Annotated in this window: 11 protein-coding genes; 3 read left to right on the top strand and 8 right to left on the bottom strand. The window is 70.7% G+C overall.

The window, feature by feature from the left end:
* Positions 1-46 precede the first annotated feature (46 nt).
* From ACIQJ5_RS12050 to ACIQJ5_RS12070, 5 genes are all read right to left on the bottom strand, one after another.
* Positions 47-1,189 carry a UDP-N-acetylmuramate dehydrogenase gene (locus ACIQJ5_RS12050; protein WP_402844195.1) on the bottom strand — a complete coding sequence of 381 codons (1,143 nt, stop codon included), beginning with the start codon at positions 1,187-1,189 and terminating at the stop codon, positions 47-49.
* A 2-nt stretch (positions 1,190-1,191) separates the two neighbouring features.
* Entirely contained in the window at positions 1,192-1,599 is a 408-nt protein-coding gene (locus ACIQJ5_RS12055; RefSeq protein WP_402844198.1) for a MaoC/PaaZ C-terminal domain-containing protein, read from the bottom strand.
* On the bottom strand, positions 1,596-2,045 hold the full coding sequence (locus ACIQJ5_RS12060) for a MaoC family dehydratase N-terminal domain-containing protein (RefSeq protein WP_231091725.1): 450 nt from the start codon (positions 2,043-2,045) through the stop codon (positions 1,596-1,598). Before ACIQJ5_RS12060 ends, ACIQJ5_RS12055 begins: the two co-directional genes overlap by 4 nt.
* 57 nt (positions 2,046-2,102) lie before the next feature.
* Positions 2,103-2,819: an HAD family hydrolase gene (locus ACIQJ5_RS12065; RefSeq protein WP_402844203.1), complete on the bottom strand. Its 717-nt coding sequence runs from the start codon at positions 2,817-2,819 to the stop codon at positions 2,103-2,105.
* A gap of 96 nt (positions 2,820-2,915) precedes the next feature.
* Entirely contained in the window at positions 2,916-3,710 is a 795-nt protein-coding gene (locus ACIQJ5_RS12070; RefSeq protein WP_231091884.1) for a sulfite exporter TauE/SafE family protein, read from the bottom strand.
* 83 nt (positions 3,711-3,793) lie between these two features.
* Here ACIQJ5_RS12070 and ACIQJ5_RS12075 point away from each other — a divergent pair, with 83 nt between their 5' ends.
* From ACIQJ5_RS12075 to ACIQJ5_RS12085, 3 genes are all read left to right on the top strand, one after another.
* Positions 3,794-4,558: a GntR family transcriptional regulator gene (locus ACIQJ5_RS12075; RefSeq protein ID WP_402844206.1), complete on the top strand. Its 765-nt coding sequence runs from the start codon at positions 3,794-3,796 to the stop codon at positions 4,556-4,558.
* A gap of 149 nt (positions 4,559-4,707) precedes the next feature.
* Positions 4,708-6,900, top strand: a complete 2,193-nt coding sequence (locus ACIQJ5_RS12080; RefSeq protein WP_402844209.1) for an alkaline phosphatase family protein — start codon at positions 4,708-4,710, stop codon at positions 6,898-6,900.
* A 21-nt stretch (positions 6,901-6,921) separates the two neighbouring features.
* The gene (locus ACIQJ5_RS12085) at positions 6,922-10,134 is read left to right on the top strand and encodes a LamG-like jellyroll fold domain-containing protein (RefSeq protein ID WP_402844211.1); all 3,213 of its coding nucleotides are present in this window, start codon (positions 6,922-6,924) and stop codon (positions 10,132-10,134) included.
* Positions 10,135-10,214: 80 nt separating this feature from the next.
* Here ACIQJ5_RS12085 and ACIQJ5_RS12090 read toward each other — a convergent pair whose 3' ends face one another.
* From ACIQJ5_RS12090 to gcvPB, 3 genes are read right to left on the bottom strand one after another with little or no spacing between them, the layout of a single operon-like run.
* Complete coding sequence (locus ACIQJ5_RS12090) at positions 10,215-10,973, bottom strand: SDR family NAD(P)-dependent oxidoreductase (RefSeq protein WP_402844214.1); 759 nt, start codon at positions 10,971-10,973, stop codon at positions 10,215-10,217.
* Between the two features lie 25 nt (positions 10,974-10,998).
* The gene (locus tag ACIQJ5_RS12095) at positions 10,999-12,195 is read right to left on the bottom strand and encodes an ATP-NAD kinase family protein (protein ID WP_402844217.1); all 1,197 of its coding nucleotides are present in this window, start codon (positions 12,193-12,195) and stop codon (positions 10,999-11,001) included.
* Positions 12,195-13,787, bottom strand: coding sequence for an aminomethyl-transferring glycine dehydrogenase subunit GcvPB (gcvPB, locus tag ACIQJ5_RS12100; RefSeq protein WP_402844219.1), 1,593 nt, complete (start codon positions 13,785-13,787; stop codon positions 12,195-12,197). The genes ACIQJ5_RS12095 and gcvPB overlap by 1 nt, the downstream gene beginning before the upstream one ends.
* Positions 13,788-13,800: the final 13 nt, after the last annotated feature.

A 13,800-nucleotide genomic window follows, 5' to 3' on the forward strand; every position in this document is an offset into this window, starting at 1 on the left:
TGGCTCCTATCCGGGCGGGATAGGAGCCATTCGCGCGCTATGAAAGCTAGAGCTCCACGCCGACGAGGATCGGCTCGGGCTGCAGCGTGAGGCCGAACTCGGACTGGACGCGGGCACGGACGAACCGCGCCAGCTCCGCGATCTCCTCGGCAGAGGCACCGCCCCGGTTGGTGAGGGCGAGCGTGTGCTTGGTGGACAGACCGGCTCGCGATCCCGGAAGCCGGAATCCCTTGGCCACCCCGGCGTGCTCGATGAGCCATCCCGCGCTGACCTTGACGTCCTGAGTCGCAGCGACGATCGGGGGCACCGTTCCGTCATATGCCGCCAGCGGAATGGCCGTCGCCGTCGCCGTGCCGCTGTCGGCGGCCACGGGCCAGCGCGGGCAGTCAGCCGGCAGCGTCCGGGCGAAATCCTCCGGAACGATGGCGTTCTGGAAGAACGACCCGGCGCTGTTCGTATCGGGATCGGCGGGATCGAGCACCATGCCCTTGCGCGCCCGGATCGACAGGATGGCACGGCGCACCTCCGCCAGCGTCATCGACTCGTGGTCCCCCAGCCCCAGCGCAGTGCGCAGCTGGCCGGGCGGGATGGACAGCGCGGCGTCCCCGACCACGCCGAGATCCAGGGTGACGCTCAGGATCACCGCGTCGCGCTCAGCCACCGAGCCGTAGTGGCTCTTGAGCACCGAGGTCCGAAAACCCAGCCCCAGCTCCGCGGCGGGAACTTCCGACACCTCGCCGGTGGACTCGTCGATGAGTTCCACGCCGACCAGGGTCTGGACGATCTCCTGCCCGTACGCCCCGATGTTCTGCACCGGCGCCGCGCCCACGGTTCCCGGGACGCCGGAGAGCGCCTCGATGCCGGCGAGCCCGTGCTCCACCGTCCAGCCCACGAGATCGTCCCAGCCGTGGCCGGCCTGCACGCGGATGCGGGCGACGCCGTCGGCGGGGTCGTCCAATCGCTCGATGCCCGTGGTGCGCACACGGATCACGGTGTGATCGAGTTCGCCGTCACCGGCGAACAGGTTCGAGCCGCCGCCCAGCACCAGCCACGGCTCGCCCGATGCCCAGGTCTCGCGGAGCGCGTCGACGAGCTCCTGGCGCGTGTGCGCGTCGATCATCCGGGCGGGCACGCCGCCCGAACGCAGGGTGGTGAGCTCGCTGAGCGGGATCGGGGTGATCTCCGCCATGCTCACGCGTCCGTGCGGACCGTGAGCTGCGCCTTGCCCAGCACGGTGGTCTCGCCGTGCTTGACCGTGAGATCGATGCGCACGGCGCCCTCCAGCACCGCACCGACCACGGCGGTGATGTCCAGGTGCGCGCCCTCGGCGGCGTCCACGACCACAGGACGAGTGAACCGCACGCCGTAGTCGGTGATCCGGCCGGTGTCGCCGATCGCCTCGGCCACGGTGTTCACGGCGATGCCCATGGTGAGCATGCCGTGCGCGAGCACGCCGGGAAGGCCCACCTCGGCGGCGATGTCGTCACGGTAGTGGATCGGGTTGAAGTCCCCGGACGCCCCGGCGTACTTCACCAGGCTGTCGCGAGTGAGGTGCACGCTGCGCTGAGCGATCACATCGCCCTTCTCGAACGCGGTCATTCGGCTCCTCCTCCCACCAGCAGCACGGATGTGGCGGTAACGACGTGCGCGCCCTGCGCATCGGTGATCGTGGCTTCGCTCGTGACCATGGCGTTGCCGCCGAGAGTGCGGATTCCGGTGACGGCCAGCTGTGCCACCAGCTCGTCGCCGGCGACGATCGGGCGCGAGTAGCTGAAGCGCTGTTCGGCGTGCACGAGACGGTGCAGCTCGATGCCGGAGTCCTCCAGCTCGAGCAACTGCTGCATGGTGCGGTCCTGGATCACCATGGCGAAGGTCGGCGGTGCGACGACATCCGCGTAACCCAGCGCACGCGCGGCCTCGGGGTCAACGTGCTGCGCTGCGGTGGCGAACGTGGCGCGCGCGAACTCGCGCACCTTCTCACGACCGACGAGATAGGGGGCGGTCGGCGGGAACACACGCCCGACCAGATCCGGATTCACACTCACCCCGCCATCCTACCGACCCGCTCTCCGGCGCCCTCCGCGCGGGCCGGGGAAAACGGCTCAGCCCCGGTCGAGGATCGATGCGACGAGATCGGCCATATCGGTGATGATGACGTCCGCCCCGGCCGCGAGCAGGCGCTCGGCCGGGGTGTGGGTGGCATCGCCCGGGGCATAGCCCCACACGCGTGCCCCGGCCGCCACACCCGCTGTCACCCCGGCGACCGTGTCCTCCACCACCACGGTGCACGCGGGCTCCACCCCCAGCGCGGCCATCGCCGAAAGATAGACATCCGGCGCAGGCTTCGTGCGCGGCTGTTCGAGCCCCGAGAACACCTGGGCTCCGAACGCATCGGCCAGGCCCAGCATGTCCAGCTGCAGCTCGATCTTCGCCCGATCCGCACCGCTGGCCAGCGCGATCCCGCGCGGAAAACGTCGGGCCGCGGCACGCACGGCCTCGGCGGCGCCGGAGATCGGCTGCAGGTGTGCGCGCAGCGCCTCGTCGCGGCCGGCCCGGAACCGGACGATCCAGTCGTGGTCGATGCGCACACCTGTGTGCTGCTCGATCACGTCAGCGCGGTCGATCAGGGCATGCCCCGCGAACTCCGCCAGGCACTCCTCGCGAGTGAGCTGCCAGCCGAGCTCCGCCAGCATCCCCCGCAGCACCTCGTTGGTGAGCCCCTCGGAGTCGGCGATGACGCCGTCGCAGTCGAAGATGACGGCATCCACGCGAGTGGGGACGGCGGTGGGCGCGGGCGTGGTGCCGGTGCTGGCGGTCATGGTCTCGGGGGTCTCCGGTGCGGTGTCAGTGGTCGGTCATGGCGTCGGGGCTGTGGTGGCGGTGTCGGCGGCCCGGCGTCAGCGCTGCGGACCGCGTCAGTCCTGGTTCCGGCCGCGGATGGCCTTGATCGCCATCTGGGCACCGATGTAGACCATGAACACCGCGAACAGGATGTTGCCCAGCCACGGATCGATGTGGCTCGCGAAGAACGCCCCGACCGCCGTCGTGCAGCACGCGGCCAGGCCGATCAGCACGCCGCCGAGCAGATCGACGTTTCCGCGCCGGACGTTTCCGATCGTGCCGGACAGTGCGGTCGGGATCATCATGAGCAGCGAGGTGCCCTTGGCGATGAGATCGCTGGCGCCGAACAACAGCATGAGCAGCGGCACCACCACGACGCCACCGCCGACGCCCAGCAGGCCCGCAAGGACTCCGGTGACCAGGCCCAAGAGCACGAGTCCCGGCCCGGTGAGCCAGGTGACGTGGAGTTCCGCATCGCGCGAGGGCACCACGAAGAACAGGCTGATGATCACCAGCACCACGAAGGCGACGAAGCCCCAGCGCAACGCGGTCTGGGAGATGCGCGGCAGCAGGGCGGTGCCGATCTGCGCCCCCACGACGGACCCGGCAGCCAGGATGAGCGCGGGGATCCAGGCGACGTTGCCGCCGACAGCGTAGGAGATCACCCCGACGGTGGCGGTGGGGACGATGGCGGCGAGCGATGTGCCCGCGGCGATGCGCTGGTCGAAGGCGAGGAGCATCACCAGCAGCGGGACGATCACCGTGCCACCGCCCACCCCGAACAGGCCCGATAGCAATCCCGCCGCCAGGCCGATCACGAGGTACAGGATGATCGATCGCGCGGAGCGCGGGGCGGCGTCGGGGGTCATCACTGCTCGAGCCTATCGTCCGGCGCTGCGCCTTCCGGCCGCCTCCGTCGTCGAGGCGCCGACGAGGCGGGTAGCATCCGAGCGTGGCATCTCAGGAGGGCGCGAGCACCCGACGCGACGGCGAAGCGCCGACGCAGACGGCGCGCATCAGCGCGGACCTCCGGCGGCGCATCGTTGCGGGAGAGTTCCCGATGGGCGAGCGGCTGCCGAGCGAGGCCGCGCTCGGAGGCCAGTACGGCGCGACGCGCAGCGTCATCCGGGGCGCGCTGGCGCGCCTCGCGCGCCTGTCTCTGGTCGAGGCCCGGCCGCGGGATGGCTGGATCGTGCTCGACGCCCGCCGCACGCAGGGATTCGCCCGCATGCAGTCGTTCGCGGAATGGGCACTCGCCGGCGGCCGCGTGCCCGGCGGCCGGATCGCCAGCCGGGAGACGGGCGCAGCCACAGCGCGCGAGGCTCAGCGCTTCGGAATCCGGTTGGGCGAGCCGCTGGAACGCTTCGTCAGAGTACGGACTCTGGACGAGCGCCCCGTCATGGTCGAACGATCGACCTGGGCGCCGTGGTTGGCTCCCGTGGTGGCCGAGTTCGCCGACGACGTGGTCTCCACCACCCAGGCACTCGCCGACGCGGGCATCGTGGTCGCCGCCACGAACCATCGCATCGAGGTGTCCGCGGCATCCACGGACGAGGCCGCCCTCCTCGGCGTCCGCCGCTCGAGTCCGCTGCTGCAGGTGTCACGAACCACGGTCACCGCAGACGGGCGCCTGGTGGAGATCGGGGTGGATCGCTATCGCGCCGGCGTGATCGCCTTCGAAATCGACGCCGGCGCCCCGATCCGCAGCGCCATCTGACCGTCGCCGGCACCGAGGCAGCCCAGTGTGCGCACTCGGCGCGTGGACTGCGCGCACGCCATACGGATGACGACCGGCGTTCACCCGGCGTTCGGATTCGGTTGCTGGTGTCGTGAGGTCCCCCTTCACGCCCCGATTCAGGAGTTCGGATGTCCAGCGAGCCCACCCCCTTCACCCCCGATCCCTACGAGCGCGCGAAGACCGTTCCCGACCAGATCCTGCGCTCCGGTCTCTCTCGTCGCGGCATGCTGAAGGCGCTCGGCCTCATGGGCGCCGCCGCTGCGGCGGGGGTCGCGGGTGTCACGGCCTCCAGCACGCCGGCGTCCGCCGCGCAGGCAGCCGCCGCGAACGCCGCTCCCGCGGCGGCATCCCGCGTTCGCGCGGTGCTCCCCGACGGCTTCGCGGGGGACATCACCGACATCAAGCACGTGGTCGTGCTGATGCAGGAGAACCGGTCGTTCGACCACTACTACGGCGCTCTCCCGGGGGTGCGCGGCCACAACGACAAGCAGGCGCTGCGCTTCCAGAACGGCACCGACGTCTTCTCGCAGCCCTCCGGCACCTCGTTCGTCCGGCCGAACCGGGTCACCACGGTGGCCGGTTCCACCACGGGGCTCGACCACTCCTACTCCGGCGGCACGGGCGCCTGGGCGGGTGGCCGCTACAACAACTGGATCGGGGCCAAGGGTGCGAGCACGATGAACTACCTGAGCGGCGAAGAGCTGCCCTGGCAGTATTCACTGGCCAGCGCATACACGATCTGCGACAACTGGCACTGCTCCGTCATGGGTCCCACCACGCCCAACCGGCTCTACGCGTGGACGGGGACATCCGGCGGCGGCACGGGCAACGGCGGTGAATCCAACGGCATGCGCGCCTGGCAGACCTACCCCGAAGCGCTCCAGGACGCCGGCGTCTCCTGGCGGATCTACGTGGACAACACCAACAACGGCTCGAGCTGGGTCGGCGACTACACCGACAACCCCATCCGCGGCTTCGCATCGTTCACGACATCGGGGTCGACGGCCACCGACATCGCCAATCGCAACGATCCCGTCAAGAACGCACCGGGAACGGGACTGGTGTGGCGCGCAGGTTCGGCGCCCTACAAGAGCACCGGCGTGCCGAACAATGACAGCGATACCAACCTGGACGGCGTGCTCCGCGACTTCATCGCGGCATGCCGCCCCGGAGCGGAGTTCCCCCTCCCCCAGGTGAGCTGGGTGGTTGCGCCCTACAGCTGGTCGGAGCATCCCTCGGCCAACCCGGAGCACGGCGCGCACTTCTGCAACCGGGTCATCTCCACGCTGCAGAGCAACGAGGAGATCTGGAACAGCACCCTGCTGATCATGACCTTCGACGAGAACGACGGCTACTTCGACCACGTGCTCCCGCCGTTCGCCGAGCCGGGCACCGAGGGCGAGTACTCCGGTTCCACGCCGCTCGGCTACGGCGCCCGCATCCCCACCATCCTCGTCTCCCCGTGGACGCGCGGCGGCTGGGTGGGGACCGAGACGTTCGATCACACCTCGATCATCCGGTTCCTGGAGACGTGGACGGCCGCCATCGGAACCCCCGCGCGCTCGACGACCATCACCGACTGGCGCCGCGCCATCAGCGGCGACCTGACGAGCGCGATGGACTTCCAGAACCCGATCTTCGATGTCCCGTCGCTCCCGGACACCGATGCGCTCGTCCAGATCGCCCGCGCCGGCGGCACCATCAGCACACAGGTTCCCGAGGCGGACAAGTGGGACGGCGGCACGCTGACGGCACGCCCGCTGTCATACCACCCGCACGGCACATTCACCGAAGACCGCGCGGCGGGAACGGTTACGGCGACGCTGAGCCTCGCGGGAGGACCCGACGGCAAGGCCGTGAGCCTGCAGGCCTTCCCCGACCGCCACCTGCCGTTCAGCAACACGCCCTACACCGTCTCGGCGGCGAACCCACGCACGCACACCTGGGACGCCACGGCCACCGAGGGCCGCTACGCGTTCTCGGTGTACGGACCGGACGGATTCGTCCGCTCCCACGCAGGAACCGTCATCCCGGCGGGACAGAACAACGCCGGGGTACCCCGTGTGGACGTCGACCTCGTCGGAGGATCCGAGCCCACGGTGACGGTGCAGCTGCACAACGACGGCCGCCAGCCGGTGCACTACAACGTGGTGCCGAACGACTTCGCCGGCGAAGCGCGGCGCGTGTGGGTCAAGCCCGGCGAGAGCGCCGAGCTCGTCTGGCCGACCGACAACGGTTACTACGACGTGGTCATCACCGCCGACACCAGCACCGGGTGGGTGCACCGCTATGCCGGCCGCGTCGCCCAGCTCGGCTTCTGAGACGGATCGGAGAGAACAGAGATGAGCGTGACACTCCACGGCACGCGACGCCGCGTGCTCGGTGCACTGGCGGCGACGGCGATCGCCACCGTGCTGGCGGTGACGGGGCCCGCGGCATCGCCCGTCCAGGCCGCCGCCACGGTGACCCCTGTTGCCACCTACACCTTCGACGAAGACCAAGGCGCGGCCATCACGGACGTCTCCGGCAATGGACTGGATGCCAGCTGGGTCGGGACTCCTGCTTACACCTCGGGCGTGAGCGGCACAGCTGTGGCGGTCTCGTCCGGCAAGAACTATGTGAAGCTGCCGCTGGTGGCCGGCAAGACCGACGCCTCGGCGAGCTTCTCGTACACGTTCTGGATGCAGCTGCAGAGCCGCACGTCCTACGGCACCCTGATGAGCAACCAGAACTTCGTCTCGTGCAACAACGCGGGGATCACGCTCTACAACCAGACCACACCGGGCGTACTGCAGGCGTGCTGGGGACAGACTCCGGGCGGCACGAAGGAGTACCTGAACGGTGCGACGCCCAATCTGAAGGGCACCTGGCACCACGTCGCCGTCACGGTGGATCGCACGGCGAACCAGGTGAAGGTCTACACCGACGGCGCTCTCACGGCGACCTCTCCCGCGGGATACGTCACCGCGAACACCAGGTTCGCCAGCGGGCTGGCGTTCAACATCGGCGGCTTCAGCGGCAGCGAGACCGACTCCGCCGACGGGTACACGAACGCCCTCATCGACACGCTGAGCTTCTACAACGACGTCGTCCCCGCCTCTCAGGTGGCCGCGGACTACGCCGCGCAGAAGCCGCTGCAGTACACGATCGCCTTCGACGGCAACGGCGCGACCGGCGGCTCGACCGCGTCCCAGCAGCTGGTGGGCGGACAGACCGCGTCGCTGAACAAGAACGGTTTCACGCGCAACGGGTTCCTGTTCCAGGGGTGGGCGGCAACCCCCACCGGCCCGATCGTGTACGCCGATGCCGACAGCGTCACAGACCTTGCCGTCACCCCGGACGCCGTCGTCACCCTTTACGCGGTCTGGGCCGCGCGCCCCGCGACGACCGACGGTTCGACGCTCGCGAAGGGCTTCGTCTCGGGTGTGTTCCGCGCACCGACCGGCCGCGTCGGCGAATCCATCTCCCAGTCCGTGGCCGGGCTGTGGAACGGCCGAGCGCCGACGTTCACGAAGGCGGACGGGGACGACTGGCTGAACGTGAGTGCCGACGGAACCGTGACCGGAACGGTGCCGGCGGCGGCGGTCGACGTCCCGGGCTGGATCCTCGTGTCCGCGAGCGACGGAACCACCACCTCGCTGATCAGCGTGGAGGTGCCCGGCGTCGAGGCGGGTGCTCCGGTGGCGCTGGATGCCGTCACCTGGAATCTGTGGGACGGCGGGTCACACGTGGATGATGCCCGTCTGAAGAACCTCGCGGTCATCGCCGAGAACGGCTTCGATGTGATCGGGGTGCAGCACGACGGCGGCTCCGGTGCGTCACAGCTGGCCGCAGCCCTCGGATGGCACGCCCTGGAGGGCCCGGGTGACACCGGCATCCTCTCCCCGTATCCGCTGACGGCCGACACGGCGGCCGAGGAGGACGCCCCCGCCTTCGGCGCCACCGCCGACGTGCTCGGACAGGACGTCCGCGTCTGGAGCGTGGCTCTGGATGCCGGCGGGTACGGACCGGATGCCGCCTGTGACGCGTCCCCCGCCGATCCCGGCGCGCTCATCGCCGCAGAGCGTGCCACGCTCCGCTTCGCACAGACGGAGGCGGTGTCCCGCTCGCTGCGGGACGACCTCGCCGTTGCCGCGCGCACTCCGGTGATCGTCCTCGGCGATCTGCAGTCCTCGTCCGGCGCCGACTGGACGGATGCCACCGCGGACGCGCACTGTGTCACCGGTGGCGTGGACTGGCCGGTGCCGGCGGCCTTCGCCGCGGCTGGGCTGACCGACGCGTTCCGTCTCGCACACCCCGACGCGGCCGAGCGCGGCGACACGTGGTCGCCGATCATCGACACCCGGCCGAACGGCTCGCCGCAGCCGCAGGATCGGATCGACTACGTGCATTTCGCCGGCGCACCCCTCACCCTCGACGGCGCCAACACCGTGGTGGCCGGCTGGCCCTCGAAGACGAACGTGATCGGCAACGCGTGGGCGAGCAATCATCGCGCGGTGGTGGCGTCGTTCCGCCTCGGCGCACCCGCCTCTGCGGTCGCCGCGACCGCAGAGGATGCACAGGCCGCCACCGACGCAGGCGCAGCGGTCACGCTGTCGCCGGTGTTCTCGGCCGGAACCGAGCTGGGCGGGCTGCCCGCCACGGCTGAGCTCACCGTGACGCCCGCCGATCCCGCGGCGGGGACGTGGACGGTGTCGGGCTCCGACATCACGTTCATCCCCGCGGCAGCGATCACGGACGCCACGGTCACGGCGACCTACCTCGTGACCTCCAGCAACGGCACGACCGCTGAAGCGAACCTCACGGTCACGGTGACCTCGCCCGCGACGCCGGCCACCGCGAGCGCGAGCGCGGCGGACACCGAACCGGGTCGCGCGGTCGAGCTCGTCCTGACCTACTCCGCCGGCACACTCACCGGTGGCGCACCCGCGACCGCCACCGTGGCGATCCAGCCGGATGATCCGGCGCTTGGCCGCTGGGACCTCGCCGATACCGACGAGCCGGGGCCGTTCGCACGACTGCTTGCGCTCGTCGCGCGGGCCGGTGGACCCGATGTGCGCTCGCGGATCGTCGTGTTCACCCCGGCCGCGGGTGTGGCGGACGCGATCGCGACAGCCGTGTTCACGGTGTCGTCCTCCAACGGGACGACCGCGTCGAACACGGCCACGGTGACCGTCGGATCCCTGTCGCCGACGCCGACGGGGACACCGACGGAGGAACCGACGACGGAACCCACCACGGAACCGACAACGGAGCCGACCACGGAACCGACCGGAGAGCCCACGACGCAACCGACCGGGGAACCCACCACGGAACCCACCGGCGAGCCCACGGGCGTTCCGACCACGGCACCCACAACGCAGCCCACGGATGCGCCGAGCAGCACCCCGCCCGTTCCCGGGTCCACGGGTCCGGTGGGACCGAGCGCGACACCCGATCTGCCGTCGACGGGCACGGACGCGTCGTCTCTCGCGTTTCCCACCGCGCTGGCCGCGCTCCTGCTCCTGATCGGAGCCCTGGCGGTGCGCGCTCGGGCGCGCACGCGCCGCGGCTGAGCAGCGGTCAACCGCGAAGGTCCGGGACATCCGCACGCGGGTGTCCCGGACCTTCGTCTTGCCGCACCGGCCGGGGGCGATCAGGCGATGCCGCCGCCATCCACCACCAGGGCGGAGCCGGTCACGTAGCTCGAATCATCGCTCGCGAGCCAGACCACGGCCTGCGCGATCTCGCGCGGCTCCCCCATGCGGCGAAGCGGGCGATCCGCCGCCTCGGCGAGGAACGCGTCGGTGTCCTCGCCCAGCTGGCGAGCCTCATCGCGCAGCATCCCCGTGTTCACGTCGCCCGGGTTCACCGAGTTGACGCGGATGCCGTCAGGCCCGTGGTCGATCGCGAGCGCACGCGTCATGTTCACGACCGCGCCCTTGGAGGCGCAGTACGACAGCGCACGACCGCCGCCCTTGAGGCCCCATCCGGAGCCGGTGTTCACGATCGAGCCACCGCCCGCGGCGCGCATGATCGGCACCACGTGCTTGCACATCAGGTAGATCGCTCGCACGTTGACCCCGAACACCAGGTCCCATTCGTCGACGTCGATCTCCTCCGCCGTGGAGCGGCGGATGATGCCGGCGTTGTTGAACGCCACGTTCACGGTCCCGAACTCCGCAACGACGGTCTCGACCACGCGGCGGATGTCCGCTTCCTGCGACACGTCGGCGCCGATCGCGATCGCGATGCCGCCCGCCGCGCGGATCTCTGCCGCCACGGCTTCCGCCGCCTCAGTGTTGAGGTCGACGACGGCGACGTCGGCCCCCTCCGCCGCGAGCGCGAGACAGGTGGCTCGGCCGATGCCGCCGGCGCCACCGGTGACGATGGCCTTCTTGTTCTCCAGACGCATGGCGTTCCTTTCTGGTGGTTCCTGGTCAGGTTCGGGCGCCCTCGGGCGCCGAGACGGGGTAGATGCTGGTGGACGCTGCACCGGTGACGACCGGGACGAAGCCGGCGAGGCTCGCATCCAGCGTGGCATCCCCGGTGTCGACGATGAACGGTGCGCCGTGCAGATCGATGAGTTTCTGCTCCGCGGCGACCACGAGGAGAGGATCCGGCCCGAGACCGCGGAGGACGGCGGCGGACAACTGCTGGTTGCCGCGGCCGAGCAGGAAGCCCTGGCCGCCGATCACGGTGACGACGGCCTGTGCGGGCCCCGCCGCGACGATCTCGAGCAGGTCCCGTTCGCTCGCCCCGGCCAGCACGAGCGCGCCGTCGCGCACCACATCGACGCCGACCGGTGTGCCGACGATGCCGAGCTGGCGCGCGACCTCCCTCATGGTGCTGCCCGGGCCCAGCAGGTAGCTGACGCCCGGGCGCATCCGGGAAACCGCGCCGGCGGCGGCCGCTCGCACGGCCGCATGCTCATCGGCCGGACTCGCCGCCTTGCGGGCTTGGGTCCGCCCCGGCCGTACCGGAATCGGCAGGGTCGCGAACAGGCGCGGCCGGGTCTCGCCGCGGCGCAGCTCTTCTTCGTCCGCATCCAGCACATCGGCCTCGGACACGGGGAGTCCGCCCGATGCGACCCACTCGGCCGCGATGGCCCCGGCCGCGGCCGGCGAGACCGCGAAGGCGGCGGAGTACATCTTCACGCCCGCGGGAATCCCGAGCACCGCGAGAACCCCCTCAGCGGCGGAGAGGCCCCGCGTCGCGGGGTTGCTCCGGCGGGCAGGGGCTTCTCGCGAAGAGATCGGCGGGCCGAGGGCGGTCGCGATGTCCCGCGCCGTGCCGTCGCCCCCGGCGAACAGCAGCAGCGTGACGCCGGCGTCGCGCAGCGCGCCCACCGCCGAGACGGTGTCGGCGGCCGTGGACGGGGATCCGGCGGGGACGACCACCACGGGAGTGAGCCCGGCTTCGCGGACCGCGTCCTCCCCCATCGCCCCGCCGATCGTGAGCACTCGGGTGTCGGGTGCCGCGGCCGCGAGCACGCGCAATGCGGCGACCGCCCGCGAGCCTGCCCGCGGGAGCGAGCCCACCGCGAGCGCCGCCTGCTGCACGCCGACCCCGTCGGAGCCGGCGAACCCGGCGGGCCCGCCGACGCCGGCGATGGGGTTGACGAGCAGACCGATCATCAGGCCGGCTGCGCGGACGCGGAGCGGTTCGCCTCGGGGTACTTCCGCAGGTACGCACGCCAGGTGATGGCCCAGCGGGACGGGTCGTCGAGCTCGTCGTGATGCGTGTGGTGCACGCTCTGGTTGTGCGGCGCGGTGCGCACGGTCTCCGTCGCTTCACGCGCTTCACGGGCGACCTCGGCCAGCACAGCGACGTACTCGTCGAGCTCCGCCATCGAGTACGACTCCGTCGGCTCGAGGGTGAACGGCTGCGGCACCACGTAGGGGTGGTGGCTGGTCCAGTAATGCATGCCGAAGTCGGCGAGACGGATGCCGATCTCCTCGGAGGTGACACCGGTCTGCTCGAACAGCTCCTGCCAGGAGTAGCGGACCTGCTCGATCCGGCGCCGGCCCGTCGCGTACGGAGCCGAAGCGCCGGGAATGCGGCGCACCTTCTCCAGCAGGTAGTTGTTGTTCAGTACCGCGATCTCCGCGACCGCCCGCAGCCCCTCGGCCCCCAGCGCCCGGATCCACAGGTAGGCGCGCGCGATGGTGGGGATCGGGCCGAAGGACGGACCGGTGTGACCGATCGACTGTTCTCCGGGCTCCACGATCACGAACCGGTCGCCCTCCTTCACCACGCGCGACCCGGGCAGGAACGGCGCCAGCGCCGCGGTCACGGCGTTCGCACCGCCACCGGGCCCTCCGCAGCCGTGCGGAGCGCCGAAGGTCTTGTGCAGGTTGAAGTGGCAGACGTCGAAGCCCGCCTCGCGGGCCCGGGTGATGCCGAGGATGCCGTTGGCGTTGGCCTGGTCGTAGGACGCGAGCGCGCCCACCTCGTGCGCGGCGGCCACCCACTCCGCGATCTGCGGGTTGTAGATGCCGGTGTCCTCGGGGTTCGTGACCATGATGGCCGCGGTGCGCTCCGAGAGCGCAGCGCGCAGGGCCGCCAGGTCCGGATAGCCGTCGGCATCGGGGTACAGCGTGATGACGTCGTACCCCGCGGCCTTCGCCGCCGCTGCGTTGGAGGGATGGCTGAAGATCGTGGTGATCACCTCACGGCGCTGCTCGCCCTCGCCACGAGAGGCGTGATAGGCCCGGATCATCGCGATGTTCGCCCAGATCGCCGCAGATCCTCCCTGGGTGTTCAGCGAGACCGCGTCCATCCCGCTCACCTCGGCGAGCGCCTCCTGAAGACCGTGGACGACGGCCAGCGCTCCCTGCACGTCAGCGGGGTCCTGCCGCGGATGCAGATCCTGGAGCTGAGGCACCGCGATCAGCTGGTCGTTGACCTTCGGCGCGTATTTCATCGTGCAGGTGCCCTGACCGATGTCCACGTTCAGATCGGCACCCAGGTTCTCCTGGGACAGACGCAGGTAGTGCTTGAGGACGCGCATCTGCCCCATCTCGGGGAGGGCGGGAGGCGTGGCACGGCGCAGCCCGTCGGGAAGGTCGGCGAGGACATCGCCCACGCGCTCACGGATGCCCGGCTCGATCGGGGAGACGAGCACACCCCGCTCTCCGGGGGTCGACAGCTCGAAGATGATCGGCTCGTCCCAGCGGGCCTGGTGGAAGCGGCGCAGCGCCGGCTTCGGTGCGATCGGCAGACTCATGCTCGCTGCTCCT

It is taken from the genome of Microbacterium sp. GXS0129 (genome assembly GCF_044769785.1).
Classification (GTDB): Bacteria; Actinomycetota; Actinomycetes; order Actinomycetales; family Microbacteriaceae; genus Microbacterium; species Microbacterium nymphoidis.

Bases quoted from the DNA above. Each gene is read 5' to 3' on its own strand.
- gcvPB (WP_402844219.1), bottom strand. From the start codon at position 13,787: ATGAGTCTGCCGATCGCACCGAAGCCGGCGCTGCGCCGCTTCCACCAG.
- ACIQJ5_RS12085 (WP_402844211.1), top strand. From the start codon at position 6,922: ATGAGCGTGACACTCCACGGCACGCGACGCCGCGTGCTCGGTGCACTG.
- ACIQJ5_RS12080 (WP_402844209.1), top strand. From the start codon at position 4,708: ATGTCCAGCGAGCCCACCCCCTTCACCCCCGATCCCTACGAGCGCGCG.
- ACIQJ5_RS12095 (WP_402844217.1), bottom strand. From the start codon at position 12,195: ATGATCGGTCTGCTCGTCAACCCCATCGCCGGCGTCGGCGGGCCCGCC.
- ACIQJ5_RS12090 (WP_402844214.1), bottom strand. From the start codon at position 10,973: ATGCGTCTGGAGAACAAGAAGGCCATCGTCACCGGTGGCGCCGGCGGC.
- ACIQJ5_RS12070 (WP_231091884.1), bottom strand. From the start codon at position 3,710: ATGACCCCCGACGCCGCCCCGCGCTCCGCGCGATCGATCATCCTGTAC.
- ACIQJ5_RS12050 (WP_402844195.1), bottom strand. From the start codon at position 1,189: ATGGCGGAGATCACCCCGATCCCGCTCAGCGAGCTCACCACCCTGCGT.
- ACIQJ5_RS12055 (WP_402844198.1), bottom strand. From the start codon at position 1,599: ATGACCGCGTTCGAGAAGGGCGATGTGATCGCTCAGCGCAGCGTGCAC.
- ACIQJ5_RS12065 (WP_402844203.1), bottom strand. From the start codon at position 2,819: ATGACCGCCAGCACCGGCACCACGCCCGCGCCCACCGCCGTCCCCACT.